Below are 24,744 nucleotides of genomic sequence, written 5' to 3' on the forward strand. Positions count from 1 at the left end.
CGTGCAGCTTGGCCTGCCCGGCTATGATCGGCGCCGCAGCCGCCGGGCCTGGGCGAAGGCGACGCCGACGCCGAGCAGGGGCAGGGGGCCGGGCGTCGGCACCGGGGTGAGAGCGAGCAGCTCGCCGTTCACCCCATCGCCATCGTTGGCCACGTAGATCGTGCCGTCCTGGCCGACGGCCAGACCGGTGGGACTGACCAGGTCATCGAAGATCCTCCGGACGCTGCCATCGAGGCCCAGTTTCAGGATGCTGCCCGACGGGGGGCCCCAGAAGTCATCGCTGTACTGCAGCAGGTAGAGCGAATCATCGGGCCCGGCGGCGATGTCGATCAGGTTGCTGAAGCCCCCGGCCAACGTCGTCACTGGGTTGATGAAGTCGTAGCGGAACACGTCGGCGCTCCCCGGGGCGAAGGGGAAGCCGGAGAGCTGGGTGATGTACAGCGCCCCGTCGGGGCCAATGGTCATGCCGGTGGGCACGGCCTGGGCCGGAAACTTGGGGGGGAGGGGAAAGGGCAGCGGCGGGGTGGTGACGAGCTCCTCCTCGAACACGTTCACCAGCGAGACCTGGTTGGCGCCGTCGGCCTTCACCAGGCTGTTGCCGCCGGCATCGGTGACATAGGTGTCCCCCCCGCGCACCACCAGGGCGAAGGGATTGCTGTTGAGATCCTTGCCGTCGGGATTCAGGGCCGCTTCGAAACCGGCGATGTCGGCCAGGGGGGTCAGGCTGCCGGCGGCCAGGTCGATGGCGACGGTCTGGCCGAAGAGCGTGCTTCCGGCGCCGGGAATCAGGGTCGGATCGGCGCCGAAGCCGAAGACGCCGAACAGCTGGCCGGAGCCGTTGAAGGCAAGGTCCTGGAGGCCCGTTCCTTCGGGAAACAGGGGGGAGGACTGGACCGCCATGGATGGCAGGTTGGCGAGGGCCCGGGAATAGACGTTGGTCGAACGATCGAACAGACCCAAGGCTCCCGTGGTGCCGTAACAGAGGGTGTTGCCGCTGCCGGCGAGGATGCAGTCACTGGTGCCGCCCCGGCCCGCCTCACTGAGCACGAGGTTGCCGTTCGGCGCGATCGTCAGCCCCCGCGGATTCTCCAGCCCCGTCGCCAGGGTCCGGACCCGGTAGGCCGGGGCGGCGGCAGCGGCTTCGCCCGGAGCGATCAGGCCTGCGGTGGCGCAGGCCCCCAGGGCCAGGACCAGGATCCGCTGGCGCCGACCTGATGGGATGCTCTGCTGAAACGGTTGCATCGGCAATGCTGCATTGGGCGGCACTTTGCCGATGCCCCACGCCCCGTCAAGCATCTTTCAATACATCTGAAGCCCTGGGGAGTCTTCGGGTGCCCGATGGGGTCGTTCTAAGCTGGCATCCAGCGAGCTCCGGGCGCGGATGCGGCTGATCGGCAGCTTCGAGGATCCCGGCTACCTGGCCCTGGCCGATGCGGCGATGGCGTTCTTCGACCGCCGCACCGACCTGCAGCGCCGTGGTGTCGCCTTCTCTTCCGGCGCTGAGGCGGAGGGCGATCCCGGCAAGATCTCCACCGACATCAGCCTGGTGTGGCTGGACCGCTCCGACCCGGAGGCCCAGGGCCTGGCCGATGTGATCATGCGCGGCGTCTCCGCCGGTCTGAAGCGCTACCTGGCCGACCGACCCCTGTTCCTCTCCTGCGCCCCTGAGCGTTCCCTGTTCGTCAACCCGATCTTCAACCTGCAGCGCTACGCGCCAGGCGAGGGGTTCTACAGCTGGCACTGCGACTGGAACACCAGCGAGGAAGCCACCGAGCCGATCCGGCGCGTTCTCGCCTGGATCCTTTACCTGAACACGGTGCCGGACGGCGGCACCGAATTCCACTGGCAGGACCACCACGTGGAGGCGGTCAAAGGAACGCTGGCGATCTTTCCCGCCGGCCTGTCCCACCTGCATCGAGGCCGCATCAGCCAGACCCACACCAAGACCATCGCCACCGGCTGGATCAACGTCGGCACGCTCGACGCCTACGTGGCGCGCCTGGCCGCCGGCTGAGGCCTCAGGCCAGCGGCGAAGGCACGATCAGCCGCTCCAGCCGGAGGCTCAGGTCGTCGGTGAGCGCCTGCACGGCCCGGCGCCGATCGCGGCGGTAGTCGGCGAGGCGTTCATCCACCACGATCGGGGTGTCGATGCTGATCCGTGCCCGGCGCCGGCCCAACCGGGGGCGGCGGTTGGCGGTGTGGCCCTGGATCCGGCACTGGGTGTCCCAGAGCAGCAGCAGCGTGTCGGCGAACCGCTCCTGGCTGGGCCGCTCCCGCACGTAGCTGCCGCTCACGGCGACGAAGGACTCCACCACGCGCATGTGCCACAGCTGGGCCGCGGTCTCATCCGCCAGCCGGTCGGCCAGGGCCTGGGCCAGGGGGCTCGGGGGCGGGTCGGAGGCGGGCTCGGCGGGGTAGAGCCGGTCCCAGCCCGCCTGCTCCAGGCGCCGGCAGCGGTCGGTGAGGCTGCCGCAGGGGTGCAGCCCGAAGGACTGCTCCACCCGCCGCAGAGCCAGATCCATCAGTCGCTGCAGCCGGGGCCCGAAGGCGGGCGTGGCGGCCTCCCGGGAAGGATCGCCAGCAGGATTGTCCGCATCAGACAGGGCCAGGTGCACCTTGTCGCGGTAGAAGGCCTCCATCTGCTCGAGCATCCGCTCGCCGAGGTGCACCAGCCGCTCCAGCAGCCGGGAAGGGGCCAGATCGTGGCTGGGATCGGGCGCCAGGCCAGCCCCCTCCTCCAGCCGGCAGAGCAGGGCCTCGATCGCTCCCCAGGCCGGAGCGATGAAGCTGTACTGCAGGCCGATGGGCACCAGGTCCATGCGCTCGTGGCGACCGGCGTCGGCCAGGTCGGCGGCCGTCCAGAAGGCGAGCTGGGCGGCACCGGGCTCCAGGGGGGTGAGCCGCTCGTTGTGGCCGTTGGTGGCCCCTTCCGGCGCCAGGGCGAAGGGATGGGGCCCCTCCAGCAGCAACCGCCGGGCCGTTCGCAGGGCCGGCAGGTCGAGCTTGCTCCGCTGGATCGAGGCCCCCCCCAGGCGGGTGAACAGCCAGCCCATCGACGCCCCGGCCCACAGGGGAATGCCGCGGTCGAACAGGAACTGGCCGGTGGGCGCCGGATCGAAACGGAGGCCCTGCTGCCGGCCTGCCCTGGCCAGGTCCACCCACAGCAGCCGGGCCATGCTCAGCGGATCGTCGAGGCTGGGGTGCCGGAAGGCGAGCAGCAGCCGGCTCTCCCCGGCCTGGAAGGAGCGCATCGCCTCCACGAGCGAGGCCATGCCTTCCACCTCCACCGCTTCGATCCCGCAGCGCCACCGCAGCCAGAGCGGCAGCACCAGACGGCTCACCGCCAGCACCCGACCATCGAGCTGGGGGGGCAGGAATTCCAGGGGCGGGGCGGTGGCCATCGGCGGAGGTTAGGCGGGGTGACGGGGCCAGGCTGTGTCCAGAGCAGGCCTCAGCGCAGCTCCAGGGGGGTGATTGGCCCGTCGCCCCGCCGCACCCCCAGCCGGATCGGCCGGGGCGGACCCTGGGCCGGCAGGGTCACCTCCACCCAGAGCTGCTCGCCGGCCGGGCGGCTGGAGGGATCCGCCCCCTCGGGAGGGATGAAGAAGGCCACCGATGGCCCAAGGCGCCACAGGTTGCCTTGCGGCGTCGCCGCAAGGCTCCGGGAGCGGGGGGTGGCGGGTCCGGCCAGGTCGGCCCGCACCTGATCGGCCTCTGAGTGCAGCACCAGCCGCTCACCCGACCAGGGCCTGGCCTGGCCGGCCGGCGGTTCGGGGGCCGGCACCAGCAGGGCCAGGTTCACGTACCGCCCCCGGATCGGCAGGTGGGGATCCACCGGCTGGGTCAGGATCCAGCCCCGGGGCCGGGTAACCCGATCCAGCAGCAGCTGGCCCGCCAGGCTCAGCAGCAGGCCCCCCTGCAGCAGGGCCAGCAGCAGTCCCTTCCGCCTCGTGGGACTCATGGGGTCGCCCGGCCCAGGGCGCGGGCCACGAACCGGCGGCGCAGCAGCTCCAGCCCCCAGCCCCCGCCCAGGAACAGCACCCCCAGGCCGATCAGGCTGGCGGAGCGCCCCAGGCTGTCCATCACCTGGGACACATAGAAGGTCAGCACGTCGATGGCGATCAGGGCAGCGCCGAAGTTGACCCGCTCGGAGCGACCCTCCATCACGCCCCAGGCCACCAGCAACAGGCCGCCGACGGCCCACCAGAGGTAGGTGAAGAGGCCGGCGTCCTGATGGCTCCCCCAGGCCATCGCCACCCCCGGCAGCAGCCAGCCGATCGCCACCGCCAGCGGCCAGGCGCGCCGGCCCCGCAGGCGCAGCCCCAGCAGCAGCGGAGTTCCCAGGGCCACGGCCCAGCCGCAGAGCGCCAGCAGTAGCGGCAAGGGGGCGTTGGTGGGGCCCCCGTGGCTGAGCAGTTGCCAGAGCAGGCCCGCCGGCAACAGCCCCAGCCCACCCAGCCAGAGCAGCACCCGCCGCGCCGGCGCGACGGAGCCTGGCCCCGTCGGCGCCCCCAGATAGCAGAGGCTGAGCAGCACCAGGCCCGCCGCCGGCGCCAGCACGGCCGTCGGATCCCCGGATCCCCGCTGGAGTCCCTGGGTGGTTCCGTCAACGGCCAGCTGCCATTCGCTGATCAGCCAGGCCGGCCCCAGCAGGGCCAGCAGCGCCAGCTGGGGCCACTGGCGCAGCAATCCCCAGCCCAGGCCCGCGCCCAGGCCCCAAAGCAGCAGCCCCAGGGGCCAGTGGGCTTCCAGGTGGAACAGCTGGCCGGCCAGGAAGAGGCCGGCCCCCAGAGTCACACTGCCCACGCCGTGCAGGCTCACCGCCAGGGGCGGGAAGCGTTCCTCCACAGCAGCGGCGCCCCCGTGCAGTCCCACAACCAGGGTCAGAAGCAGGGCGAAGCGTTGCCCCGGCGCCAGGGCCTGCCAGTGGGTGGAGACGAACAGCAGCAGCCCGGCGGCCACCAGCACGCCCCCCAGGGCAACGGCCACCAGAACGGACACCCGCAGCCGATGTGTCCCTGGCTGGGTTTGCTCCCAGGCGCGGATTGCCGCGGCGGTGGCGGGGTCGATCAGGCCGGCCTGCCGCCAGCGCTCCAGCCGTGATTCCCAGCCGTCAGCCATGGGCTCAGGCTAGGCGTGGCGACTGCGTTCAGCCCTTGGGCCACGGCTTCGTGAAGGCCCTGATCGCTCCAACCGAAGCACAACTCCGCCGCCGTGCTGACGGCCAGGATCTTCCATGGCTGCCTGGCTCGGGGCTTGCCAGGATCCGGGGAGAGGGAGTGCTCCCGCACCGAGCACCCCCAGACCATCGTGCAACGGGCCGGTGCGGAATTGGCTTGTCCGGCGTCACTTGGCGGCTGCCGTTCAGGTGGCTGAGGTGGCAACGCACCTTCGGCAGGCGGAAACGTGCTGAGTCAGGTCCGATACACTTCCACCATGCAGGAAAGGCGTGAGGGGGGACCGGTGTCAAGCGAAACCCCACCGCTTTTCGGAAAAACCAGGTTTCTGGTCGGGCTGATTGATGAGTTCCTCGACAAGATCTCCGAGGGTGTGATCATCGTCGAGATGGGAATCAGGGCCTATCTGATCGCCCATGAGGAGTCGGAGATCTGCCTTGAAAAGCTGAATCAGATCATTGAGGTCAAGAGCCGCTGCAGTGAGCTGCGGCGCACGATCGTCACGATGCTCTACACCGAGATGCTGCTGCCCGATGCCCGCGGCGACGTGCTGCAGCTGCTCGGCAGTCTGTTCGAACTGCTCGATGAGATGGGCGACAACTACCAGGAGCTGATGATCGTTCAGCCCCGCGGCCTGCCGGAATTCGGTCAGGATTTCGCCGATCTCACCGGCATGGCGATCCGCAGCGTGCAGGCGGTGGTGGTGGCGGCCCGCACGTTCTTCCGTATGCCGGCGGCTGTGCGTGAGCACATCAACGAAGTGCGGGTGTTCGAAGATGAATCCGACAAGATCGCCTGGCGGCTGAAGCGCAGGATTTTCGCCGCCGAACTCAGCTTCGAGCAGCGTTTCCAGCTGCGGGAAGCCGTGGTCATGATCGACTCCATGGCTGATAAGGCGGAGAACATCGGCGATGACCTCTCGATCTTCGCGATCAAGCGCTCGCTTTGAGCTGGAGGTTCCGCTGTGTCCCTGATCGTCACCCTGATTTTCCTCTCCAGTGGTCTGTTTCTGGGCTGGTCGATGGGGGCGAACGATGCATCCAATGCCTTCGGCACCGCCGTGGCCACACGGATGATCAGGTTCTCCACCGCCGCTTTCCTGTGCAGCGTGTTCGTGATCATCGGTGCGGTCACCAGCGGCGCCGGCGCCGCCGAGGGGCTGGGCCAGCTGGGCGCCATCAACGCCCTGCCGGGCGCCTTCACCGCTGCCCTGGCGGCTGCGGTCACGGTGGCCTGGATGAGCAAGGTGGGCCTGCCGGCCTCCACCAGTCAGGCGGTGGTGGGTTCGATCATCGGCTGGAACCTGTTCAGTGGCTCCCCCACCGACCTGGCAACCCTGCGCCGCATCGTGGCCACCTGGGCGATCTCACCGGTGCTCGGGGCGATCTTCGCGATGGTGCTCTACAAGCTGCTCCTGGAGTGGATACGCCTCCGTCAGCCCCACCTGCTCGTACTCGATCGCAACACCCGCACCGGTCTGCTCCTGGCGGGCATCTTCGGTTCCTATGCGATCGGCGCCAACGGCATCGGCAACGTGATGGGCTTCTTCGTGGAAGCATCGCCCTTCCGTGACGTTGCCGTTGGACGCTTCAGTGTTTCGTCCGTGGAGCAGCTGTTTCTGATCGGTGCCATCGCCGTGGCCGTGGGCGTGTATACCTACTCACGACGCGTGATGATGACGGTGGGAGACGGCCTGTTGGCCCTCTCGCCGCTGGCGGCCTTCGTGGTGGTCGTGTCCCATTCGTTGGTGCTGTTCCTCTTCTCCTCCACGGCGCTGGAGAGCCTGCTGGCCGGTCTGGGACTGCCCACGATTCCGCTGTTACCGGTGTCGGGATCGCAGGCGGTGATCGGCTCGGTGCTTGGCATCGGCCTGCTGCAGGGCCTCAAGGGGGTGCGCCAGATTCGCTGGAGGGTCCTTGGAGGGATCGCCTCCGGCTGGGTCACCACGCCCCTGATCGCGGCGGTGATCGGCTTCGTGCTGCTGTTCGTGGTGCAGAACGTCTTTGGCCAGGAGGTCTACCTCCCCCACCAGCCCGGCTGAGCCCATCCCCTTTGCGAGCATGGGCGGATCTTCCTCCTCCCACCGTGACCGCCGGAGCTTCCTCTGCCGCTGCCCCCGACGGCACCCTGCCCAAGACCTACGACCCGGCCGCCACCGAGGCGCGCTGGCAGGCGGCCTGGGAGGAGGCCGGCGCCTTCCATCCCGATCCGAACGCCCCGGGTGAGCCCTTCTCGGTGGTGATCCCACCGCCCAACGTCACCGGCAGCCTGCACATGGGCCACGGCTTCGAAACGGCCCTGATCGACACGATCGTGCGCTTCCAGCGCCTGCAGGGCAGGAACGTGCTGTGTCTGCCCGGCACCGACCACGCCTCGATCGCCGTGCAGACGCTGCTGGAGAAGCAGATCAAGGCGGAGGGCGGCAGCAAGGACGACCTGGGCCGCGACGCCTTCCTGGAGCGGGCCTGGGCCTGGAAGGGGGAGAGCGGCGGCACGATCGTGGGCCAGCTGCGCCGGCTGGGCTATTCGGTCGACTGGCGCCGGGAGCGCTTCACCCTCGATCCCGGCCTGAGCGCGGCGGTGGTGGAGGCCTTCGTGCGCCTGCACGAGCAGGGGCTGATCTACCGCGGCGAGTACCTGGTGAACTGGTGCCCGGCCTCGGGATCGGCGGTGAGCGATCTGGAGGTGGAGATGAAGGAGATGGAGGGGCACCTCTGGCATTTCCGCTATCCCCTCTCCGGCGGCCCCGCCGCCGACGGCACCGACCATCTGGTGGTGGCCACCACCCGCCCCGAAACGCTGCTGGGCGACACCGGCGTGGCCGTCCACCCCAGCGACCCCCGCTACGCCGCCCTGGTGGGGCAGACGATCACCCTGCCGCTGGTGGGACGGCAGATCCCGATCGTGGCGGATGAGCACGTGGATCCGGCCTTCGGAACCGGCTGCGTCAAGGTGACCCCCGCCCACGACCCCAACGACTTCGCCATCGGCAGCCGCCACGGCCTGCCCCTGATCACGGTGATGGCCAAGGACGGCAGCATGAACGCCGCCGCCGGCCGCTTCGCCGGCCTGGATCGCTTCGAGGCCCGCAAGGCGGTGGTGGCGGCGATGGAGGCGGAGGGGTTCCTGGTGAAGGTGGAGCCCCACCGCCACAGCGTGCCCTTCTCGGATCGCGGCAAGGTGCCGGTGGAGCCGCTGCTCTCCACCCAGTGGTTCGCCCGGGCCGAGCCCCTGGCGGCCCGCTGCCGGGAGGCCCTCGATGGCGGCGCGCCCCGCTTCGTGCCCGAGCGCTGGGAGAAGGTCTACCGCGACTGGCTCACCGACATCCGCGACTGGTGCATCAGCCGCCAGCTCTGGTGGGGCCACCGCATCCCCGCCTGGTTTGTGGTCAGCGAGACCGGCGGCGTGATCACCGAGGCCACGCCCTACGTGGTGGCCCGCGACGCCGCGGAAGCCGCCGCCAAGGCCGAGGCGCAGTTTGTTGACGTGCAGTTGGAGCAGGACCCGGACGTGCTCGACACCTGGTTCTCCAGCGGCCTGTGGCCCTTCTCCACCCTGGGCTGGCCTGAGGCGGAGGCGGCCGATCTGGCCCGCTGGTACCCCACCAGCGTGCTGGTGACGGGCTTCGACATCATTTTCTTCTGGGTCGCCCGCATGACGATGCTGGCCGGAGCCATGCAACCGGCCGGCGCTGGCAAGGCCTGGATGCCCTTCGCCGACGTGATGATCCACGGCTTGGTGCGGGACGAGAACAACCGCAAGATGAGCAAGAGCGCCGGCAACGGCATCGATCCGCTGCCGCTGATCGAGCGCTACGGCGCCGATGCCCTGCGCTTCGCCCTGGTGCGGGAGGTGGCCGGCGCCGGCCAGGACATCCGCCTCGACTACGACCGCAGCGACGGCAGCTCAGCGACGGTGGAGGCGGCCCGCAACTTCGCCAACAAGCTCTGGAACGCCACCCGCTTCGCCCTGATGAACCTGGGCGGCGAGACGCCCGCCAGCCTGGGCGCCCCGGACCCCGCGCACCTGCAGCTGGCCGACCGCTGGATCCTTTCGCGGCTGGAGCGGGTGAAGCGGGAAACGGCCGAGCGCTACGCCAGCTACGGCCTGGGGGAAGCCGCCAAGGGGCTGTACGAGTTCGCCTGGAACGAGGTCTGCGACTGGACGATCGAGCTGCTGAAACGGCGCCTCAACCCGCGTCCCGCCGCCGAGGGGGAGCCCCTGAGCCCCGAAGCTCTGGCCGACCAGCGGGTCGCCCGGCAGGTGCTGGCCAAGGTGCTGGCGGAGCTGCTGGTGCTGCTGCACCCGCTGATGCCCCACCTGAGCGAGGAGCTCTGGCATGGACTCACCGGCGCCCCCGCCGGCACCTTCCTGGCCCTCCAGCCCTGGCCGGCCGCCGAAGAGGCCGCCCTGGATGAAGGCCTGGAGGCTTCTTTCGGTGAGCTGATCGAGGCGATCCGGGTGGTGCGCAACCTGCGGGCCGTGGCGGGTCTCAAGCCCTCCCAGGGGGCGCCGGTGCTGTTCATCACCGGCCGCGACGCCCTGGCGGCGGTGCTTCGGGAGGGCACCTCTGACATCACCACCCTCACCCGCGCCGAGAGCGTGATGGTGCTGGATCCGGCGGCCGCGGCGGCCCGGCCGGCGGCCCGGGCCCTGGCCGCGGTGAGCGGCGAGCTGCAGGTGCTGCTGCCCCTGGAGGGCCTGGTCGACCTCGACGCCCTGCGCGCCCGCCTGGAGAAGGACATCGCCAAGGCCACCAAGGAGATCGGCGGCCTGGCCGGCCGCCTCGCCAACCCCAACTTCGCCGGCAAGGCGCCGCCGGAGGTGGTGGCCGAGTGCCAGGCGAACCTGGCGGAGGCTGAGGCTCAGGCCGCCCTGGCGCGGCAGCGGCTGGCGGACCTGGGCTGAGGCCCGTATTTTCGCGGATCACCAGCCGCAGGCTGTCTCCGGAGGTGATGGTGAGCGGCGCCTCGGTATCGGCCATCCGATGCGGCCTTCGAGTCAACCCTGACCGCTGAGGCAGGCGCGTTTCCAAGGAGGGGTTAGGCCGCCATCGACGGCGCGGCAGCTACTGCATCGAGTTCAATCCGAACATGTTGCCCTCCGTATCCATGCACAGAGTGACCCAACCGAATGGCCCGATGGAGAACTTAGGGCGCAGGACCTTGCCGCCTGCCGCCACTACCCGCTCTTCTTCCACGGCGCAGTCATTGACGCTGAAGTAGATCATTGTGCCGCCAATTCCTGGACGACCATGGGGAGATTTCACAAGTGCGCCAGCAGCGCCGTAGGCGGTCATGTTCGCGGGAAAGCCCCGCATCAGGGTGTCTCCGGTCGGGTCTTCCATCGGCTCCAGCCGGTGCGGCAAGACGGTCTCGTAGAAGGCCGTGGCGCGATCCATGTCGTCCACATACAAATCGAACCAACCAATTGCGTTCAGCTTGACCATCGCGAGCTCCGTTGTTGCAAGTGAAGCCGTGAGGTTATCGGTGTCGCCCGAGGCCGTCTTGTATGGATCAGACACCGAAGCGCTTTTGGTATTGGCCCGGGGTATAGCCGGTGGCTTGCCGGAAGGCATGGGTGAAGTGGGCCTGGTCGGCGTACAGATCAAGGTAGTGCTTGCGGAATGACTCTTGCACTCGGAGAACCTTGATCAGATCATGCGGTGCGAATCCCGTGAGTCGCTGGAGCGTACGCTGCAACTGCCGAGTGGACAGCCCGACCAAGGCGGCCATATCGCCGACAGATCGGATGGCATCAAGATTCGACAGTATGCACGCAGTGATTGGGTTCGCTCGTGCGTGACCATGCATCATGCACCACCGCACTTGCTCGGCCATGACTGGCACCATGTCTGAGAATTCGAGACCTACGAGTCGTCGGCACGTTTCAACGAGCGGCAACGTACCCAGGTATGGCGTTCCGACATACCTGTCGACGATCTCAGACCGGTCTCCCTGCCAGGCTCCTGGATAGAACTGAATTCCTGCATAGTGGAATGCTCTTCCAAGGTTGAGTGTTGTTGCTTGCGTATGGAGCGCCGTGACTCCGGCAATCGTGGGGTCGACCAGATTGAACAAGAGGTTGACACAGGCGTCGGGTAGCGCGTGATAGTGAAAGTCATCCGGCAGCGTGGCAACGGCTCGCAGTTCCCAGAAGCAGTGGACCACTTCGGACAGGTCGTCGGTCGGCGGGCACTCGCTGTAGCGCACGTCCGACCCACGAATCGAGAAACCATCAGTGGTTGGGGAATACATCGGTGGTCGGTTCGGGTAGTCAGCTCATGGAAAGCGGAGAGGGCACAGCCTTTCGGTTGAGAGACCTGACGCTTGCCATCACCTGGCCACAAGCATTCATTACGACGAAAGGCAGTCATTAGGAGGCGGCCCAGGTGTATGGCAGTGTTAGACAGCAGTCTCCGCCTCAACAGCAGGACTGGCATGCAGCTGAAGTCCGAGTGCAGAGATAACCTTCAGGACGGTTGCCAGTTCAGGATTGCCGCTTGATGAGAGAGCCTTATACAGACTTTCTCGACCCAGTCCAGCTTCACGTGCAATCAGCGACATGCCCTTGGCACGAGCAATATCACCCAGAGCAGCAGCCACCAGACTTGGATCTCCATCCTCCAAAGCGGCTTCAAGATAAGCTGCCATGTCTTCACGGTCTTTGAAATGATTGACTGGATCCCAGGCAGTTGTTTCGGTTTTTGTCATTTGCTTCTCCTTAAAAGGTTACGGGCAAGGTCCTTGGCTTGCTGGATGTCTTTAGCTTGAGAGCCTTTGTCGCCACCAGCGAGAAGAACAATAAGCATGTAGCCTTGGCTTATGAAATAGATCCGGTAGCCAGGGCCATAAGGAATCCGAAGCTCAGAGACACCTTCTCCGACTGGACGGACATCACCTGGATTTCCCAGAGACAAACGTCTGATCCGAATGTCGATGCGGGCTTTTGCCGCTCGGTCGCGCAGCCCACTGAACCATGCGGCATAGACAGGGGTCTCCCGAATCTCCACCATGCCAACATTGTATCCCCAGGGATACGGCGCCGCAACCGGCCTTCGGTCTGTCTAACGCTGCCCCTGAGTGGCAGGCCAAGAGTGTCTGGTACCAGAAGCGAACTCGTGGAGGCCTTTCCACTCCAGGGGGGTTGTTCGAAGGTGTTGCATGTCCACAGGCAGCGTTTACTGACCTACGCCTCGTCTGCAAAGCTCAAGTCACCTCCGCTTCGCTTCTCACACTCGCGCTCAACTTCAGACCCAGGGCCGTGACCACTTTCAGGATGGTGTCAAAGCTAGGACTGCGCTCTCCAGACAAGGCCTTGTAGAGGCTCTCCCTGGAAAGTCCTGAGTCTCTGGCCACCTGGGTCATCCCCTGGGCCCGTGCAATGTCGCCCAAGGCCTTGGCAATAAAAGCTGCATCACCATCCGCCTCCTCGATGCAGGCTTCCAAGTAAGCCGCCATCTCCTCCGGTGTTCGTAGATACTCGGCAACGTCGTAGGGGGTGGTCGTGGTTTTCATAAGGTCTCCTCTGTCAGGTTGTCTGCCAGCAGAAGGGCCTCATCAATGTCCTTTGCTTGTGAGCTCTTATCTCCGCCAGCCAAAAGGATGATCAAGGCGGTTCCCCTCTGCAGGTAGTAGACCCTGTATCCAGGGCCGTAGTTGATTCGCAACTCCGACACGCCGGCCCCAACAGGCTTGACGTCACCAGGATTGCCGCCGATGAGGCGCTTGATCCTGGCCTGAACCTTCGCTCGGGCTCTCAGATCACGGAGACCCTCCAGCCATCGGACGAACCGCTCTGTCTGGCGGACTTCAACCATACAACAACTGTAGCCTCCTGGCTACGACCATGCAACGCTGCCTTGCTGGCTCCCATCAAGGACAGCACATCCTTCGAACGCTCAAGATCAGAAGCGGGCAGGCGACAATGGCCGTTGCCGATTTCCTCCGCTCCCGTCTTCTGTATCTTGATGTTAGAAGGTCTACTCATCGATAGACATCTCTTCTGTGTCCCACCTTAACAACGTCGACGATACGCGACTGATCATTGACAGAGTAGATGACTCGATAGTTGCCTTGGCGGACACGATAGAGGTTCGGCCTGCCCGCCAGCTTTTCAGACCCTAATGGTCGAGGCTGAGTTGCCAGTGATTTAATCTTCTCAATCAATCGAGACAACGTCGCTTTGTCCGATACCCCCTGCAGCTCCTTGGCAGCTGATGACTTAATCGTGAGGCTATATGCGGCCACTATCTCTTAGACTTGTAACAAACTCTTCGAAGCTAGAACTTTGCTCGATCTCTCTCTGATCAGCGTCTCTTAAATCATCAGCATCTTCGGCTAATGTCATGCGAACTGCTTCATTGACCATGTCTGATATTGAGCGGTTGCATGCAGCAGCTCTTAAGCGCAGTGCACGATGTACATCCGCGTCGAAGTAGACCGTGGCCCGTTTTGTTTCATCCATCCCACGACCTTAGCGCTTTGACGTTCTGACGTCAAGACGGCGTGGCTGCCGGCTTTCCTCTGATCCTTCTAACGTGTAAGTGAGGGGCAGCCGGAGCGAAGCGGGGGGAACAAAAAGCGCCGCTTTTGGCTGTCCCTCTCGACTGCAGTGTTATGCCTAACGGGTTTCATACGCGAGACGATACAAGCAATGTTTCCGTAGCGGACTACCTTCCGGGACTTGGTGATGGTCAAAGGTGCCCGACTCCTGCATGCGAAGGCGTTCCATAACTGCGCGGGAACGGTAGTTGCCGACTGCGGTGAAAGAGACGATTTCTTTCAGCTTTAATGCTTCAAACGCGATTTTCAGAGCACCGTTAGCCGCCTCCGTTGCCAGACCCTTACCCCAATGCCGGCACGCCAAACGCCATCCGATCTCTACGCACGGAGAAAACGGAAGGTGCTCCGATGGAATGTGGAGGCCGACGAACCCAACGAACTGATTTGTTTCTTTCAGCTCGGTAGCCCAGAATCCCCAGCCCCGCTCATTGATAAGTGCCTGGCATTTATCAGTCATTCGATCTCTCTCCTCGCGCGTTAGCAAAGAGGGGAAATACTCCATGACTTTCGGATCGGAGTTGAGCTCAAAGAACGGATCGCGATCTCGTGGGAGCCACTGGCGTAGCGAAAGGCGATCAGTTTCAAATTCGATTAGCTCTGCCATCGCCTATTGAGCAGTGACGAATAACGCTGCCCCTGAGTGGCAGGCAGGGAGCAAATGGAGGCTGGAGAGCAATTAAATGGTGGCCTGTCCACTCGAGGGGCTGGTTGGATGGGCTCTCTAGAACTGGTCAAAGATGTTCTCCCTGTGATACTGCAGGAAAGCCGGGTTGATCGGGGTAACACTTGGTGATGCCATTTTTCGCCCTTCTAACGCCGCAAGCCGGTCCCGTAGTGGCCGGGAAAAAGAGGAGCACCGATTTGAGACAATCACCGAAAAGTCATCACCTATGGAAATCATGCCTTTATCAAAGTATTTGTCGAATTCAACAAACAGACAAAGACCATTACCAGGATCGCCTCTTTTGCTCTTGTCGCGGCTCCACGGAATTATATGACTAGCGACAAGCAGGCCTTCCTCAGAGATCCCAGACAAGCAGCACTTAGATTGAAAATTTGAAAGGACTAACGATCGAAACTCCGACTGACCGATCCGTATCTTAACATTTGCAAGCGCATCTTCGATTGCATAGTCTACGTCATACTGGTTGGATAATGTCCCAAAGACGGGTGCCAGTTTTGAGCTGGCATCAACGTAGAACTCACTGATATCAACCGAATAGTGCGAGTTGGCTCGCATCATGAAGACATTATTCACAATGGTGGCGGTCCAGCGCTGCAGGCCCTTATCTGCCAGCTCTCCACTTGTCATGAGGTCTTCCGTGAACAAGTGCTCAAGCTTTGAGAAGGGGATGCAAAAGTAATGATCAACTGGTGTATTGCCCCAAGGCACAATATTGAACGACAAGCCGAGTCTCTGCTTTAGCGCGTCAATCACTCCTTTGCTGAATCCACACCACTTGTTCTTGGAGTCTGCTTTTATGATGTAGTTGTTGCCGCCTTGTTTGTATCCTGTAAAGATCTCATCGATGTTCATTGCGCTTCATCCGGAGAAGTGCCCGCTTGATACCTATATCTATTTTGTCCGTGGTTGCAATCTTTGGCAAGTCGTTCCCCGGTTCACCCTCCGCTGCTCCATCCAACGCTGACCCTGAGTGGCAGGCAAGCGGTGACTGGAGCAGCAGAGAGCTGCGGCGGCCTGACCACTCCAGGGGCTTGTTCGGAGTGCCCCCATTCTCTCTGATCTGGCGAATGCTCAGGACTTGCAACAAGTCTGTAAGGAACTTAAGCCTGCATGGCTCTTGGCTTGTTCTCGCGTCTACGTTTTTGTTGATCTTTACGAACAAGGATGAGGCTCATGAACGTTCTCTGGTTTCTGCTGGTGGGGGTCATTGCCGGTTGGCTCGCTGGTGTCCTGGTCAAAGGCGGTGGCTTCGGCCTGATCGGTGACCTGGTTGTCGGCATCATCGGGGCCCTGATCGGTGGCCTGCTCTTCAGCGGTCTGAGTGGTGCCGTCGGAGGGGGTGTGCTGGGGAGCATCGTGGTGGCCACGCTCGGCGCCGTGATCCTTCTGGTGGTGCTGCGGGTGATCAGGCGCGCCTGAAGGGCGAGGCCCCATAAAAAACCTGGGGCTGGATGGCCCCAGGGGTTGAGCATGCTGATGGCTCAGTTGCAGTCGCTCCGCTTGGTGTAGGTGATCGACTGATAACGGCCGTCGGTGGTGCGAATGGTCACGCAGTTGTTCGTGGAGGGCTGCTCCCAGTAGGTGAAGGAACTGTCGGCCAACTTGGTGCCACCGCGGTAGGTGTAGCCCTTCGATGTCAGGGTTCCTTCGGCCTGCCCCCCCCTGGCGCCCACCAGCGATTGCAGATCGGACACCGGAGCACCTTCACGGGCAGGCTCCGTGGTGGTGACCGGCTTGCCTGTGATCAGGCCGCCGATCAGGGCACCCACCGCCGCGCCCAGCAGGGAGCCGGCGTCAGCCTTCTGGGGTGCATCGTCGAAGCGGACATCGGGATTCTGGACTTGGTCGAGACGCACCGAGAGCCTGCGGGCTTCGCCATCGTTCCAGCTGAAGACCTCATGATCCGCCTGAGCCTTGTGCTTCACGTTGCGGACACCGGCGTAGGTCTGCACGCTCAGGGCCTGCACGCCTGGGCCCGAGAAGTTGAAATCCGTTCCGTCATCGAGCTTGACGACGTAGGCATCGGTGTTGCCTGCCTTTTTGTGCTTGAAGGTGCAGTGCCCATTGAAGGCTTCGTAGCCACCGCTCATCAGCTTGCAACGGCCTTGGGCCCTGACCAGCACTTCGGCCATGGCCGCTGGGGCGAAGGGGGCGGAAAGCCCCGCCAGAAGAAGGCCCGCGCCGAGGGCTGCGGAGGTTTGACGAAGGCTGCGAATCATCAGGGAAGTAGGGAGTCGGAACTCGGATCGGATCGCCTCGCTGGGCGACCCAAAAACGTGTCCTAACACACCATTCCGGGCCCGGCCATTCCCATGCCCCCCCGCTCACCGTCTGACAGCGATCGCGCACCTGATCAACCCGTACAGCGTGAGCGCGCCCAGCAGCGGCCAGATCAGCAGCAGATCGACCCGGATGTTGGCCTCCGGCGTGCGCAGCTGCACCAGCGCTTCCCAGGCGGCATACAACCCCCAGCCCGCGGAGGACCACAGCAGGGGCCGGGCCGATCGCCTGCTGATGGCCCCGGAGAAGCGCAGCTGGGACCAGCCAGCCAGCAGGACCAGAGCCACGATCAGACTGTGTCCGGGTTGTCCGACCAGGAATTCAGCGAGGAGGGCCACCGTTCACGACCGAGGGCTCCCACAGGAGCGTGAGAGTTTCCTTTCCCAGACCAGAATGCCGCCACAGGCGAGAAGGCACTGATGCAGCTGCCCATCCTTGACCAGGAACGAGCTGATGAACGATGCCTTGGAGGCCAGGTTGGTCATGGCACTGCGCCAGGCCGGGCGGCTCACAGTGGGTGCTGGCCTGGTGAGCGACGCACCGGAGTTCTCCCTAGGAGCGGCGACAGCAACGCCAAGCCCACCGGTGGCACCCGCCAGGTGACCTACAAGCTGGTGCCGGGTGAGGCGATGTGGCAACTCAAGCCGGTGTATTCCGCCCAGTTCTGAGTGGAAGGAAGGCCCCCAGTCACCTCAGCCCCGCCGTGACCGGTTCGCCTGGAGCATCAGGCCGATCACGATCGCGGCGGCCGATTGCAGCATGGGCACGACGATCACGGTCATCCGCTGCACCAGTCGGTGCTCGGGCACCGTGTGAAAGCGGTAGCTGTCCAGTCCAAGCAGGATTGTGCCTGCCAGGGAAAGCACCAGCACGGCAACAAACAGCACTGCTGAGAGGCGCCGGCGCTCACGGTCCCGCCAGGCCAGTAGTCCCAGCAGAAGGTAGGGGGCAAGCAGGAAGACCAGGAATGGCAGATCGCCCATCCGGACGCCGGGGACACCCGTGATCACAAGGATCAGGCTCGTGAGTGCGGCAAGCGTGCACACGCTCCGCGTGGGGTGATCGGCCATGGTCACGATCGAAATGCCCCCAGGAACGACCAAGCCGAGAGGATCAACAGCATGGGCCAGATTCCCCGACAGACATGGGGACAAAGGCAGGTCCATGTGGTCACGCGCTGTGGCTTCAGGGCTTCACTGGGGATACTGCTTCCCAGGTCTGCAGGTGCTGTAGCCGCCGCCTCTGGCTGCGCTTGACGCAGTCCCGCATCCTCTCCTGGGCTCTCCAGCACTGATCCATGCTCTCCACCCAGCGCCGCTGGTCCTCCACCAGAGCCTCGCGCTGGGCTTCCGTGAAGGAGGCATCGTTCTGCAGGCGGCGGAAGGCGGCGCGCAGCTCGCCGTCGAGGGCGGTGAGTTCGGCGTCCCTGCAGATCAGCACGGTGGCGGCGCTGCCTGCGGGGTGGCAGTGGATCGTTTCTCCATCGAATGAGTTGGGTGGTGGCGGGATCGCTCCTGCCGGGAGCGCACCCAGCACAGAGGTGGCTACGAACGAAACTGCCTTCATCCACTGCAAGAACCAGGGAGGGGGTTGTCGAGGATGCCGCCGAGCACCCGTTGTGACCGACGTGTTATTGACGACCATCCCCCCCGGACCGCTTAGGGAATTCAATCCTGGCGACCCGTGAACGGCCAGGCCCGCAGCCGCTGTTCAGGTTCCCTGTGGAGTGAGCCGGCATCAGATTCCCCCAGGCTCGCGGACCGGCTTCTCCCAGTACACGTTGATCACGTAGCCGGGGCGCTTGAAGGAGGGGCCAGCACCTTCACGGTTGGTGCGTTCGTAGGTCTTGCCCTCCTCGGCGGCAGGGAAGGCAAACGCGTAATGGTTGAAATTATCGATGTAAACGTTTCCCTGCATCTGGGACCAGGTACAGCTTCCTTTGAGTATTTCGCCGTTGGTGCGAACCATCTCGCAATACGCCTTGGCGGAGTCGGCCAGGGCAGGGGTGGCGATAGCGCTGGTGGCGATGGCCAGAGCGGTGATTGTGGTGCGGATCATTGGTTGCCGTGCTTGTTGTTTGAGCAGTTCAGGCAGTCGTCCCAGACCTCCAGCGTCGGCTGAATCAGGTTCACTGCATCATTCGAAACCTATTTGTAGGCGATGCTGCGGCCGATCGGCACGATTCTGGCCGCTCAGTCCCAATCCATGAGCCCTGTGAACTGGACCCCAATGCTGAACCAGCCCGCATCGAGGAGCTTCTGCCACTGCTCGATCGCCTGCTTACGGGGAAGCCCCACTCGGGGCTTTAGAAGAGCTGACTGACCAGGGATCGGCTCTCCCAGATCGATGAAGACAGCAGCCTCGCAGCGTGATGCAGAGCCACGGTGGATGCGCGGGGCAATGGGGGGCGCCTATGCCCTGGCGGCGGCACCAGTGAGCTCAACCGGGCCGGCTTCGTGACCAGCGGCCGCAGCTCCCACCGCTGAGCAGCAGCGTTCAGCAGCCCAGAAAGGCCCGGCAGCGCATGGGCCCGCTCAGCAGGCACGAAACGGGGCTTTTGGACGGGACGGCCGGAGCGGCCGTAGTGCTGGGTGATGCGCTTCTCCATCCCGATCGCATGGGCAGCTGCAATGGCCAGGGCAGAGAACCCGGCCAGGGCAAGCAAATGCAGGGGCGATGACTTACTCCCCGTCCCCCAGGAAGATCAGCGAGTCCCGGTTCACCCACAGCACCCGGCCGCTCTGGCCTGGGTAGCCCACCCGGCACCAGGTGCCCTGGCTGTTTGAGGTGCAAGCCAGCTTGTCGAGCGTTTCCCCCGACACCCCCATCCCCGCGATCGCGGCGCCGTAGTTGGGCTTGGCGTACAGGGTCACCGTGGGCTGACCATGGCCGCTGAGTTTCACCTTGCTGTGGGCCTGGTGATCCGCGGCCGCTGCGGGCCGACTCTTGACGTTGGAGACGGCGATTCGGTTGCCATCGCCGTTCTGCTCGCTGAGCGTGAAGCTGTGGTGGCCGCTCATCAGCCAGATGCGGCCCTGCTCATCACGCATGCGGCGGTTGTCGGTGGTGGGTGGACCGGCCGGCACGAAGCGATAGATGGCACTGCCGCTGAAGCTGATCTCAAATCCCCCGTTACCCCAGGGCTTCACCTGACAGGTCTGCTTGCTGTCGTTCATCCAGCAGTCCAGCGTCTGGGCGGCCGTGGCAGGACGCACCAGGGAGGCCCCGGCGATGACACTCGCGCTGACAGCAGCGATGGCGAGGAAGCGGCGGTGGAGCATGCGTGAGCAAAGGAAAGCCAATCGATTATCCAGGTGGGTGTAGCAATCCCCCGCCACCAGCAGGCCATGACACACCCGGACATCCCTGCCCTGGAGGCCCTCAGCCGCGACTACAGCGAGACGCCCCGGCGGGTGCTGTTTGTGCTGGGTTCCGGGAAGAGCCCAGCGGTGGAGGTGTTTGAGGCTGCAGCGCAGCAGCGCTCCACCAGCATCGATCCCCAGCACCTGGCGGAGATGGCCGCCGGCAGGCGCCGCTCGCTGACGCTCTGCACCCCGATGCAGATGGTGCCTGAGATCGTGCGCTCGCTTGCCCACAGCAATGTGGCCGTGTACCAGGTGCAGATGTTGGAGGTGTGAGTCCAGACTCACTCCATCGTGCGCACGGGGGTGGTGCACCAGCGGCTGCGGCCGATGCCGGTAGCACTCTGGAAGCGATCGTCGCGGAAGTCCGCTCGGCCGGTTCTGGGCTCAATGCGGGCCACCCGCCAGAGCTCCTGCTCGCAGTTGATCGTGACGGTGATGCGGGTGCCGTCGGTGGCGTTGATCCGCACGAAGCGCACACCGTCGTAGAGGCCCATGGGCTGGCCGCCCGCTGCCTGAAGCAGCACCGCCAGGTGCTGCCTGCCGGGGCTGCCAATGCGGCAGCCGGGTGGCTGACAAGGCAGCCGGCGATGGCCGTGAGCACCAGTGGGAGCCGGGAGAACAGGCTGGTCATGGGGAAGAGGCGCGGCGACTCTGAAAACCAGCTCCCAGCATGACAATCTGTCTGGTGGCAAATCCGTCTGGAGAAAAGGCCCACGATGCGCACCTGTCTCCACCTGCTGCTGGCTGCCTCCCTGGTGCCGCTGCTGCTGCCGCTGCCGGCACCAGCAGCGGAGGTCTGCACCCCATCAGAAAGCAGCGTGGCCGAAACCCGCTGCGTGATGGAAGCCCTCCAAGCCAAGGATCGGGAGCTGGAGAAGGCCCTGGTGCGGGTGGCCAGCGAGGCCAGGCAAGTGCCGAGCGAAACCTTCCAGACGCTCTGGCGCGACAACCTCACCGGCTTCTACAAGACGAGTGCCGACCCAAACGAGCAGGCGCGTGCTTTCCGAGCCGAACGCCGCAAGGTGTGCGCCTACGCCAAGTCGGTGAGCTTCCAGGGGACGGGCTACGGCATCTTCACGACGCGCTGTGAGCTGGCGCTCACCCAGACCCTGCTGGAGCAGCTGCGGCCATGAAACGCCCGCTCATCCGCCTCGCGCTGCTGCTGCTCACCGGCGCGGTGGTCTGCGCCGTGGCCTACCGACTGATCGGGGCGCGGGTAGAGGCCGATGGCACGCTCAGGGAGGCTTTCGCCCTGATTCCAATCGGCTATCTCCTGGGCGGAGCCGGTATTGGGACCGGAATCGCCGGCCTGTTGTGGAGGAAGCCAGCCAAGCGCCGGTAAGGATCAGTACCGAGCCACTTCCGAACGCTCCAGATCAGAAGCGGGCGTAGGCCTATCAACTAAACTCAGCAACATCTGCTCCCGCCTTCTGGATCTGGATGTTGGGCTGCCACCGTGTCAGCATCCTTCCTCCGCGCTAATCAGAATTACATTGGCATCCCCCGGCTGAGTAGTATTTTCGATTCGAATCGAACCATCACCAGCCAAGACTTCGCTGCCTCTTAGGCCCGCAAGCACAAAAACTACCGATATTCTATAAACGCCAAATTCCGCTTCGTAAGTCGAGCGAATCTTTCCATCACCATCCTTAAATTGCGCATTGCGGGCTGCCAGGTTATGCATGGCCCCATCCAAAGCAATGACAAAATTTACAACCCCTGGTCCACTTCCTCCATATTCCCATGCAGCCAGTTGCACTCCCTTGACTGGATCTTGCCCTTTGCGCACAGCACTTCCCTGGCAGCCGCTAAACCCGGCTTCTCGATAGGCGAAGCCAGTAAGGGTTGGCGGGGCTGCTACGGCAGCTGAAAAAATGCCCATTGAACCAAAGGCAAGAAAAGATGCTGATAAAGATCTCAGGATGGGCAGCAACTCCATGTTTCCAGATGAATGACTTTCTAGTTCATGCTAAGTGCCCCAGGTGATACGGACTACGTAGCCACCATGCAACCTTAGTCTGTCCAACGCTCGCGATCACCTGGCCGCAAGGTGCATTTGCTGCGACAGGATTCCTGATGGTGGCGGCTCAGGTGGATCGCGGTGTTAGGCATCCTTTGGAAGCTTGTATGATACTTTCTCGTCCGTCACTGTAACCAACCCCGCCTTGATCATCTGGTCAATCACAGCTTGTACTTCTGACTCACCAACCTGCTTGTAGAAGATAGCGTCAATTGCAGATCGTAGAGTAGCCACTGTCCGAGGTCTTGAGTTCCCGGATTTCATGCGATCAACAACCAAACTCATGCGTTCCTTCGGGGTCTTAGCTGTTGACGCTCGAATAATGGGAATCTCGCCAATCGTTTCGCTGCGGACCGAAAACACCTTTCGCTCCCTTAAGTGCTCAATTAATGGATCAAAGCCCTTATCCTTAGATATGATGTGAAAGAAAGCATCTGGATCGGTAGCGCCAATTTGCCCTATGTAAAATGCAATATGAAAGTCAAGCGCGTTGGGTCCTGCGCCGGAGATCTTTATGTACTTTGCGCGTTCACCAAGATCTTGAATCGCAGCCACAGTCTCAAACGAGAGTCTTGTCTGCGCCTTTCCCACAAAGACATAGGCGACAAAGCCATCTCTATTCAGCAGCTCAAGCTGGCTGGGCTGAACACTCTCGTAGTCAATAAGGACATAATTGGTTCTTTTCATTATGGAAGGTAGAGATACTGGCCGAGCGTGGTCAACATGATCGCGCGAACTGCCCTACTGCCGTTGCATTATCGCAATGCTTTGGAGCTTGGCAACCTCACGTACCAGGTTGGTTCAATTGGGTTTCCAGGAATGCCTAACGCCTGCCATCACCGGCGGAATGGAGCGCAGCGGAATTCTCGTCCGTGTGCATGGCATTGTTATGCATTTATTTGAATCCTAAAAATCGAGCTTGTCTGTCAGAAAACACTCTATTAAATACTGAAATACATAGAAAGCAAGACAGTGTCACTAGACCAGCCAAGAATAATTGATAAGCATAGGCTGTGCCTTGTAGTGGTGAATGCAAACGCGACAGCATTCGGGATATAACCATAAGGGCAAACATATGAGTTAGATAAATCCCAAATGACATCACACCGATCTCCTTCAGCAATTTCGACTTGATTAAGTCACGATTCTTGGAAAGAAAAACAATTAGAAAGAAAGAATACATAAATGAAGACGCCTTGACCGCTGTAACTGCATCTCCTGCTTGGTGAAACGCACCTATTAATACATATGATTCAATACAAGATAAAATATAGAATATTAATATAAGAGCCAGAAGATACTTGCTGGAAACTCTTATCTTCTGTGATGTGCCAAGGCATAAGCCAAGGACAAAGAACATTTGCCAAGTAGCAAAATTACCAGCGTAAAGAATAAGGGGTAGACTTATTTCGGTATGGTATCTTAGGTAGAAAATCCAAAATGTCATGGCCATGCTTACAAGCATACTGATAGCCAACCCTTTAGCATTGGCAAATTTCTTGAGAACGGGCAGCAATAAGTAGTATTGAATAATCAATGCGATAAAATAGTATGGTCCAGATGATTGAAATGTTGCTAACTTGATAATCTCATGAACTACTGACTTATCTTGAATCAGAACGGCAAATGCAAGCCATACTAACGACCAAATGAAAAACGGGACATACACTCTTGGAATTTGCTTTCTTAGAAATGCTACATAGTCTCCATAGGTGCCTATTGTTTTCTTTGCCAAAAAGAATCCAGAAATGGCCAGAAACATTGGAACTGCAAAATTCAGAATATTACGCCACAACACGGTAAGATTAAAACCCATACTTTCCTCGCTGAGCTGAAGGCCTGAGCCTGAAGAATGTATGGCGACAACGGCAAATATAGCCAAAGCTCGTAATACATCAAAATAGTCTAATCTTTCAGTCACTTGGTTTCTTTGATTTGGTTGCATAACGCTTATTGGATGGTTTCCGAGAACCACGGCCGAGGCTCACCTCCCTTCCGTGAACCACCACGAGTCTTCAGGTGGGTGTCGGTTGATCATCACGGCAGGGCATCGTGTTTCACATCGGGTTGTCCACCATGAACAAGTGGTTCTCGGACCCGTGAACCACTTGTTCATTCTGATGAATGCGTCTGGTGCAGACGCAACTGCCAGGCTGAAGTATCTTTGAGGCGAAGGCAGTCTCCCACCTCCAGTCTGCCCAACTACCTCCCCGCCGTGAGCCGATGCAGCGCGCTGTAATCCAGCTCATCCAGCCCTGCAGCCGTAGCCCGCTCCAGCAGCGCCGCCAGCCCATCGAGGCCCTCGGTTTCCAGCCCCAGCCCCCGGGCCGTCTGTAGAAACAACAGCAGGTCCTTGCGCAGGTGGGCGGTGGGGAAGTTGGGGTTGGCGTAATCGTCGGCCAGTTCCTTGGCCAGCTTCTTGTCGAAGGTGGGGGCGTAAAGGGCGCTGGCGCGCAGGATCGCCATGAAGGCCTCCACGTCCACCCCGGCCCGCTGCACCAGGTGCAGGCTCAGGCTGAAGCTGTGGGTGAGGCTGGCGATCAGCTGGTTCAGGGCCAGCTTGGTGGTCAGCGCCGCCCCCACCGGGCCCAGCAGCCGCGGTTCGCCGCCCAGCGCCGCCAGCACCGGCCGGGCCCGCTCCAGGGCCTCCGCC

Annotated in this window: 33 protein-coding genes; 8 read left to right on the plus strand and 25 right to left on the minus strand. The window is 62.7% G+C overall.

The window, feature by feature from the left end:
• Positions 1-21: 21 nt before the first annotated feature.
• On the minus strand, positions 22-1,242 hold the full coding sequence (locus tag VB739_RS11580) for a ScyD/ScyE family protein (protein ID WP_323357211.1): 1,221 nt from the start codon (positions 1,240-1,242) through the stop codon (positions 22-24).
• Positions 1,243-1,381: 139 nt separating this feature from the next.
• Between VB739_RS11580 and VB739_RS11585 the strand changes: the two genes are divergently transcribed.
• Complete coding sequence (locus tag VB739_RS11585; protein WP_323357212.1) at positions 1,382-2,014, plus strand: 2OG-Fe(II) oxygenase; 633 nt, start codon at positions 1,382-1,384, stop codon at positions 2,012-2,014.
• Between the two features lie 4 nt (positions 2,015-2,018).
• On the opposite strand, the gene VB739_RS11590 is transcribed toward VB739_RS11585, so the two are convergent.
• Genes VB739_RS11590 through VB739_RS11600 form a run of 3 tightly spaced genes read right to left on the minus strand, consistent with a single transcriptional unit; the run spans position 2,019 to position 5,121 of the window.
• On the minus strand, positions 2,019-3,401 hold the full coding sequence (locus VB739_RS11590) for a 1-acyl-sn-glycerol-3-phosphate acyltransferase (protein ID WP_323357213.1): 1,383 nt from the start codon (positions 3,399-3,401) through the stop codon (positions 2,019-2,021).
• A 50-nt stretch (positions 3,402-3,451) separates the two neighbouring features.
• A complete protein-coding gene (locus VB739_RS11595) occupies positions 3,452-3,961 on the minus strand; it encodes a hypothetical protein (protein WP_323357214.1) in 510 nt (169 codons plus the stop codon).
• The gene (locus VB739_RS11600; protein ID WP_323357215.1) at positions 3,958-5,121 is read right to left on the minus strand and encodes a DUF2157 domain-containing protein; all 1,164 of its coding nucleotides are present in this window, start codon (positions 5,119-5,121) and stop codon (positions 3,958-3,960) included. Before VB739_RS11600 ends, VB739_RS11595 begins: the two co-directional genes overlap by 4 nt.
• Positions 5,122-5,436: 315 nt before the next feature.
• Here VB739_RS11600 and VB739_RS11605 point away from each other — a divergent pair, with 315 nt between their 5' ends.
• Genes VB739_RS11605 through VB739_RS11615 form a run of 3 tightly spaced genes read left to right on the plus strand, consistent with a single transcriptional unit; the run spans position 5,437 to position 10,085 of the window.
• Entirely contained in the window at positions 5,437-6,126 is a 690-nt protein-coding gene (locus VB739_RS11605; protein ID WP_323357216.1) for a DUF47 domain-containing protein, read from the plus strand.
• 15 nt (positions 6,127-6,141) lie between these two features.
• A complete protein-coding gene (locus VB739_RS11610; protein ID WP_323357217.1) occupies positions 6,142-7,218 on the plus strand; it encodes an anion permease in 1,077 nt (358 codons plus the stop codon).
• Positions 7,219-7,262: 44 nt separating this feature from the next.
• Positions 7,263-10,085 carry a valine--tRNA ligase gene (locus VB739_RS11615; RefSeq protein ID WP_323357218.1) on the plus strand — a complete coding sequence of 941 codons (2,823 nt, stop codon included), beginning with the start codon at positions 7,263-7,265 and terminating at the stop codon, positions 10,083-10,085.
• Between the two features lie 160 nt (positions 10,086-10,245).
• Here the strand turns inward: VB739_RS11615 and VB739_RS11620 are convergent, their stop codons facing one another.
• The 9 genes from VB739_RS11620 to VB739_RS11655 form a co-directional block, all read right to left on the minus strand.
• Complete coding sequence (locus tag VB739_RS11620; protein WP_323357219.1) at positions 10,246-10,701, minus strand: VOC family protein; 456 nt, start codon at positions 10,699-10,701, stop codon at positions 10,246-10,248.
• Positions 10,694-11,434 (minus strand): AraC family transcriptional regulator, encoded by a 741-nt coding sequence (locus VB739_RS11625; protein WP_323357220.1) that lies wholly within the window; start codon positions 11,432-11,434, stop codon positions 10,694-10,696. Before VB739_RS11625 ends, VB739_RS11620 begins: the two co-directional genes overlap by 8 nt.
• A gap of 147 nt (positions 11,435-11,581) precedes the next feature.
• A complete protein-coding gene (locus VB739_RS11630) occupies positions 11,582-11,890 on the minus strand; it encodes an addiction module antidote protein (RefSeq protein ID WP_323357221.1) in 309 nt (102 codons plus the stop codon).
• Positions 11,887-12,192: a type II toxin-antitoxin system RelE/ParE family toxin gene (locus VB739_RS11635; RefSeq protein ID WP_323357222.1), complete on the minus strand. Its 306-nt coding sequence runs from the start codon at positions 12,190-12,192 to the stop codon at positions 11,887-11,889. Before VB739_RS11635 ends, VB739_RS11630 begins: the two co-directional genes overlap by 4 nt.
• 193 nt (positions 12,193-12,385) lie before the next feature.
• On the minus strand, positions 12,386-12,694 hold the full coding sequence (locus tag VB739_RS11640) for an addiction module antidote protein (RefSeq protein ID WP_323357223.1): 309 nt from the start codon (positions 12,692-12,694) through the stop codon (positions 12,386-12,388).
• Positions 12,691-12,996 (minus strand): type II toxin-antitoxin system RelE/ParE family toxin, encoded by a 306-nt coding sequence (locus VB739_RS11645; protein ID WP_323357224.1) that lies wholly within the window; start codon positions 12,994-12,996, stop codon positions 12,691-12,693. Before VB739_RS11645 ends, VB739_RS11640 begins: the two co-directional genes overlap by 4 nt.
• A 166-nt stretch (positions 12,997-13,162) precedes the next feature.
• A complete protein-coding gene (locus tag VB739_RS16680) occupies positions 13,163-13,426 on the minus strand; it encodes a type II toxin-antitoxin system RelE family toxin (RefSeq protein WP_416233327.1) in 264 nt (87 codons plus the stop codon).
• Positions 13,427-13,799: 373 nt separating this feature from the next.
• Positions 13,800-14,345 (minus strand): GNAT family N-acetyltransferase, encoded by a 546-nt coding sequence (locus tag VB739_RS11650; protein WP_323357225.1) that lies wholly within the window; start codon positions 14,343-14,345, stop codon positions 13,800-13,802.
• 117 nt (positions 14,346-14,462) lie between these two features.
• Entirely contained in the window at positions 14,463-15,278 is an 816-nt protein-coding gene (locus tag VB739_RS11655; RefSeq protein ID WP_323357226.1) for an HNH endonuclease, read from the minus strand.
• 321 nt (positions 15,279-15,599) lie between these two features.
• Here VB739_RS11655 and VB739_RS11660 point away from each other — a divergent pair, with 321 nt between their 5' ends.
• A complete protein-coding gene (locus VB739_RS11660) occupies positions 15,600-15,845 on the plus strand; it encodes a GlsB/YeaQ/YmgE family stress response membrane protein (RefSeq protein WP_197210794.1) in 246 nt (81 codons plus the stop codon).
• A gap of 62 nt (positions 15,846-15,907) precedes the next feature.
• Here the strand turns inward: VB739_RS11660 and VB739_RS11665 are convergent, their stop codons facing one another.
• The 7 genes from VB739_RS11665 to VB739_RS11690 all read right to left on the minus strand — a co-directional run bounded on the left by VB739_RS11665 (position 15,908) and on the right by VB739_RS11690 (position 19,987).
• The gene (locus tag VB739_RS11665) at positions 15,908-16,645 is read right to left on the minus strand and encodes a hypothetical protein (RefSeq protein WP_197210793.1); all 738 of its coding nucleotides are present in this window, start codon (positions 16,643-16,645) and stop codon (positions 15,908-15,910) included.
• Positions 16,646-16,750: 105 nt separating this feature from the next.
• The gene (locus tag VB739_RS11670) at positions 16,751-17,044 is read right to left on the minus strand and encodes a hypothetical protein (RefSeq protein ID WP_186697179.1); all 294 of its coding nucleotides are present in this window, start codon (positions 17,042-17,044) and stop codon (positions 16,751-16,753) included.
• A gap of 354 nt (positions 17,045-17,398) precedes the next feature.
• The gene (locus VB739_RS11675; protein WP_323357227.1) at positions 17,399-17,689 is read right to left on the minus strand and encodes a hypothetical protein; all 291 of its coding nucleotides are present in this window, start codon (positions 17,687-17,689) and stop codon (positions 17,399-17,401) included.
• A gap of 202 nt (positions 17,690-17,891) precedes the next feature.
• Positions 17,892-18,146, minus strand: a complete 255-nt coding sequence (locus tag VB739_RS16685) for a lysozyme inhibitor LprI family protein (protein ID WP_416233328.1) — start codon at positions 18,144-18,146, stop codon at positions 17,892-17,894.
• A gap of 297 nt (positions 18,147-18,443) precedes the next feature.
• Positions 18,444-18,764 (minus strand): hypothetical protein, encoded by a 321-nt coding sequence (locus tag VB739_RS11685; RefSeq protein WP_323357229.1) that lies wholly within the window; start codon positions 18,762-18,764, stop codon positions 18,444-18,446.
• Between the two features lie 134 nt (positions 18,765-18,898).
• Positions 18,899-19,108, minus strand: coding sequence for a DUF1651 domain-containing protein (locus tag VB739_RS16690; RefSeq protein WP_186700729.1), 210 nt, complete (start codon positions 19,106-19,108; stop codon positions 18,899-18,901).
• A gap of 279 nt (positions 19,109-19,387) precedes the next feature.
• Positions 19,388-19,987 carry a hypothetical protein gene (locus VB739_RS11690; RefSeq protein WP_323357230.1) on the minus strand — a complete coding sequence of 200 codons (600 nt, stop codon included), beginning with the start codon at positions 19,985-19,987 and terminating at the stop codon, positions 19,388-19,390.
• A 66-nt stretch (positions 19,988-20,053) separates the two neighbouring features.
• Here VB739_RS11690 and VB739_RS11695 point away from each other — a divergent pair, with 66 nt between their 5' ends.
• On the plus strand, positions 20,054-20,344 hold the full coding sequence (locus VB739_RS11695; protein ID WP_322764644.1) for a hypothetical protein: 291 nt from the start codon (positions 20,054-20,056) through the stop codon (positions 20,342-20,344).
• A gap of 8 nt (positions 20,345-20,352) precedes the next feature.
• On the opposite strand, the gene VB739_RS11700 is transcribed toward VB739_RS11695, so the two are convergent.
• Entirely contained in the window at positions 20,353-20,595 is a 243-nt protein-coding gene (locus tag VB739_RS11700; RefSeq protein ID WP_323357231.1) for a hypothetical protein, read from the minus strand.
• Positions 20,596-20,787: 192 nt separating this feature from the next.
• Here VB739_RS11700 and VB739_RS11705 point away from each other — a divergent pair, with 192 nt between their 5' ends.
• A complete protein-coding gene (locus VB739_RS11705) occupies positions 20,788-21,204 on the plus strand; it encodes a lysozyme inhibitor LprI family protein (protein WP_323357232.1) in 417 nt (138 codons plus the stop codon).
• Complete coding sequence (locus tag VB739_RS11710) at positions 21,201-21,413, plus strand: DUF3955 domain-containing protein (protein ID WP_197210795.1); 213 nt, start codon at positions 21,201-21,203, stop codon at positions 21,411-21,413. Before VB739_RS11705 ends, VB739_RS11710 begins: the two co-directional genes overlap by 4 nt.
• Positions 21,414-21,530: 117 nt before the next feature.
• On the opposite strand, the gene VB739_RS11715 is transcribed toward VB739_RS11710, so the two are convergent.
• From VB739_RS11715 to VB739_RS11730, 4 genes are all read right to left on the minus strand, one after another.
• Positions 21,531-22,010: a hypothetical protein gene (locus VB739_RS11715; protein WP_323357233.1), complete on the minus strand. Its 480-nt coding sequence runs from the start codon at positions 22,008-22,010 to the stop codon at positions 21,531-21,533.
• A gap of 165 nt (positions 22,011-22,175) precedes the next feature.
• The gene (locus VB739_RS11720; RefSeq protein ID WP_323357234.1) at positions 22,176-22,778 is read right to left on the minus strand and encodes a PIN domain-containing protein; all 603 of its coding nucleotides are present in this window, start codon (positions 22,776-22,778) and stop codon (positions 22,176-22,178) included.
• 208 nt (positions 22,779-22,986) lie between these two features.
• A complete protein-coding gene (locus tag VB739_RS11725; protein WP_323357235.1) occupies positions 22,987-24,066 on the minus strand; it encodes an acyltransferase in 1,080 nt (359 codons plus the stop codon).
• Between the two features lie 227 nt (positions 24,067-24,293).
• Positions 24,294-24,744: NAD(P)-dependent oxidoreductase (locus tag VB739_RS11730; protein ID WP_323357236.1), on the minus strand; the 451-nt coding region annotated here is incomplete at its 5' end.

The organism is Cyanobium gracile UHCC 0281 (genome assembly GCF_034931305.1).
Classification (GTDB): Bacteria; Cyanobacteriota; Cyanobacteriia; order PCC-6307; family Cyanobiaceae; genus Cyanobium; species Cyanobium gracile_A.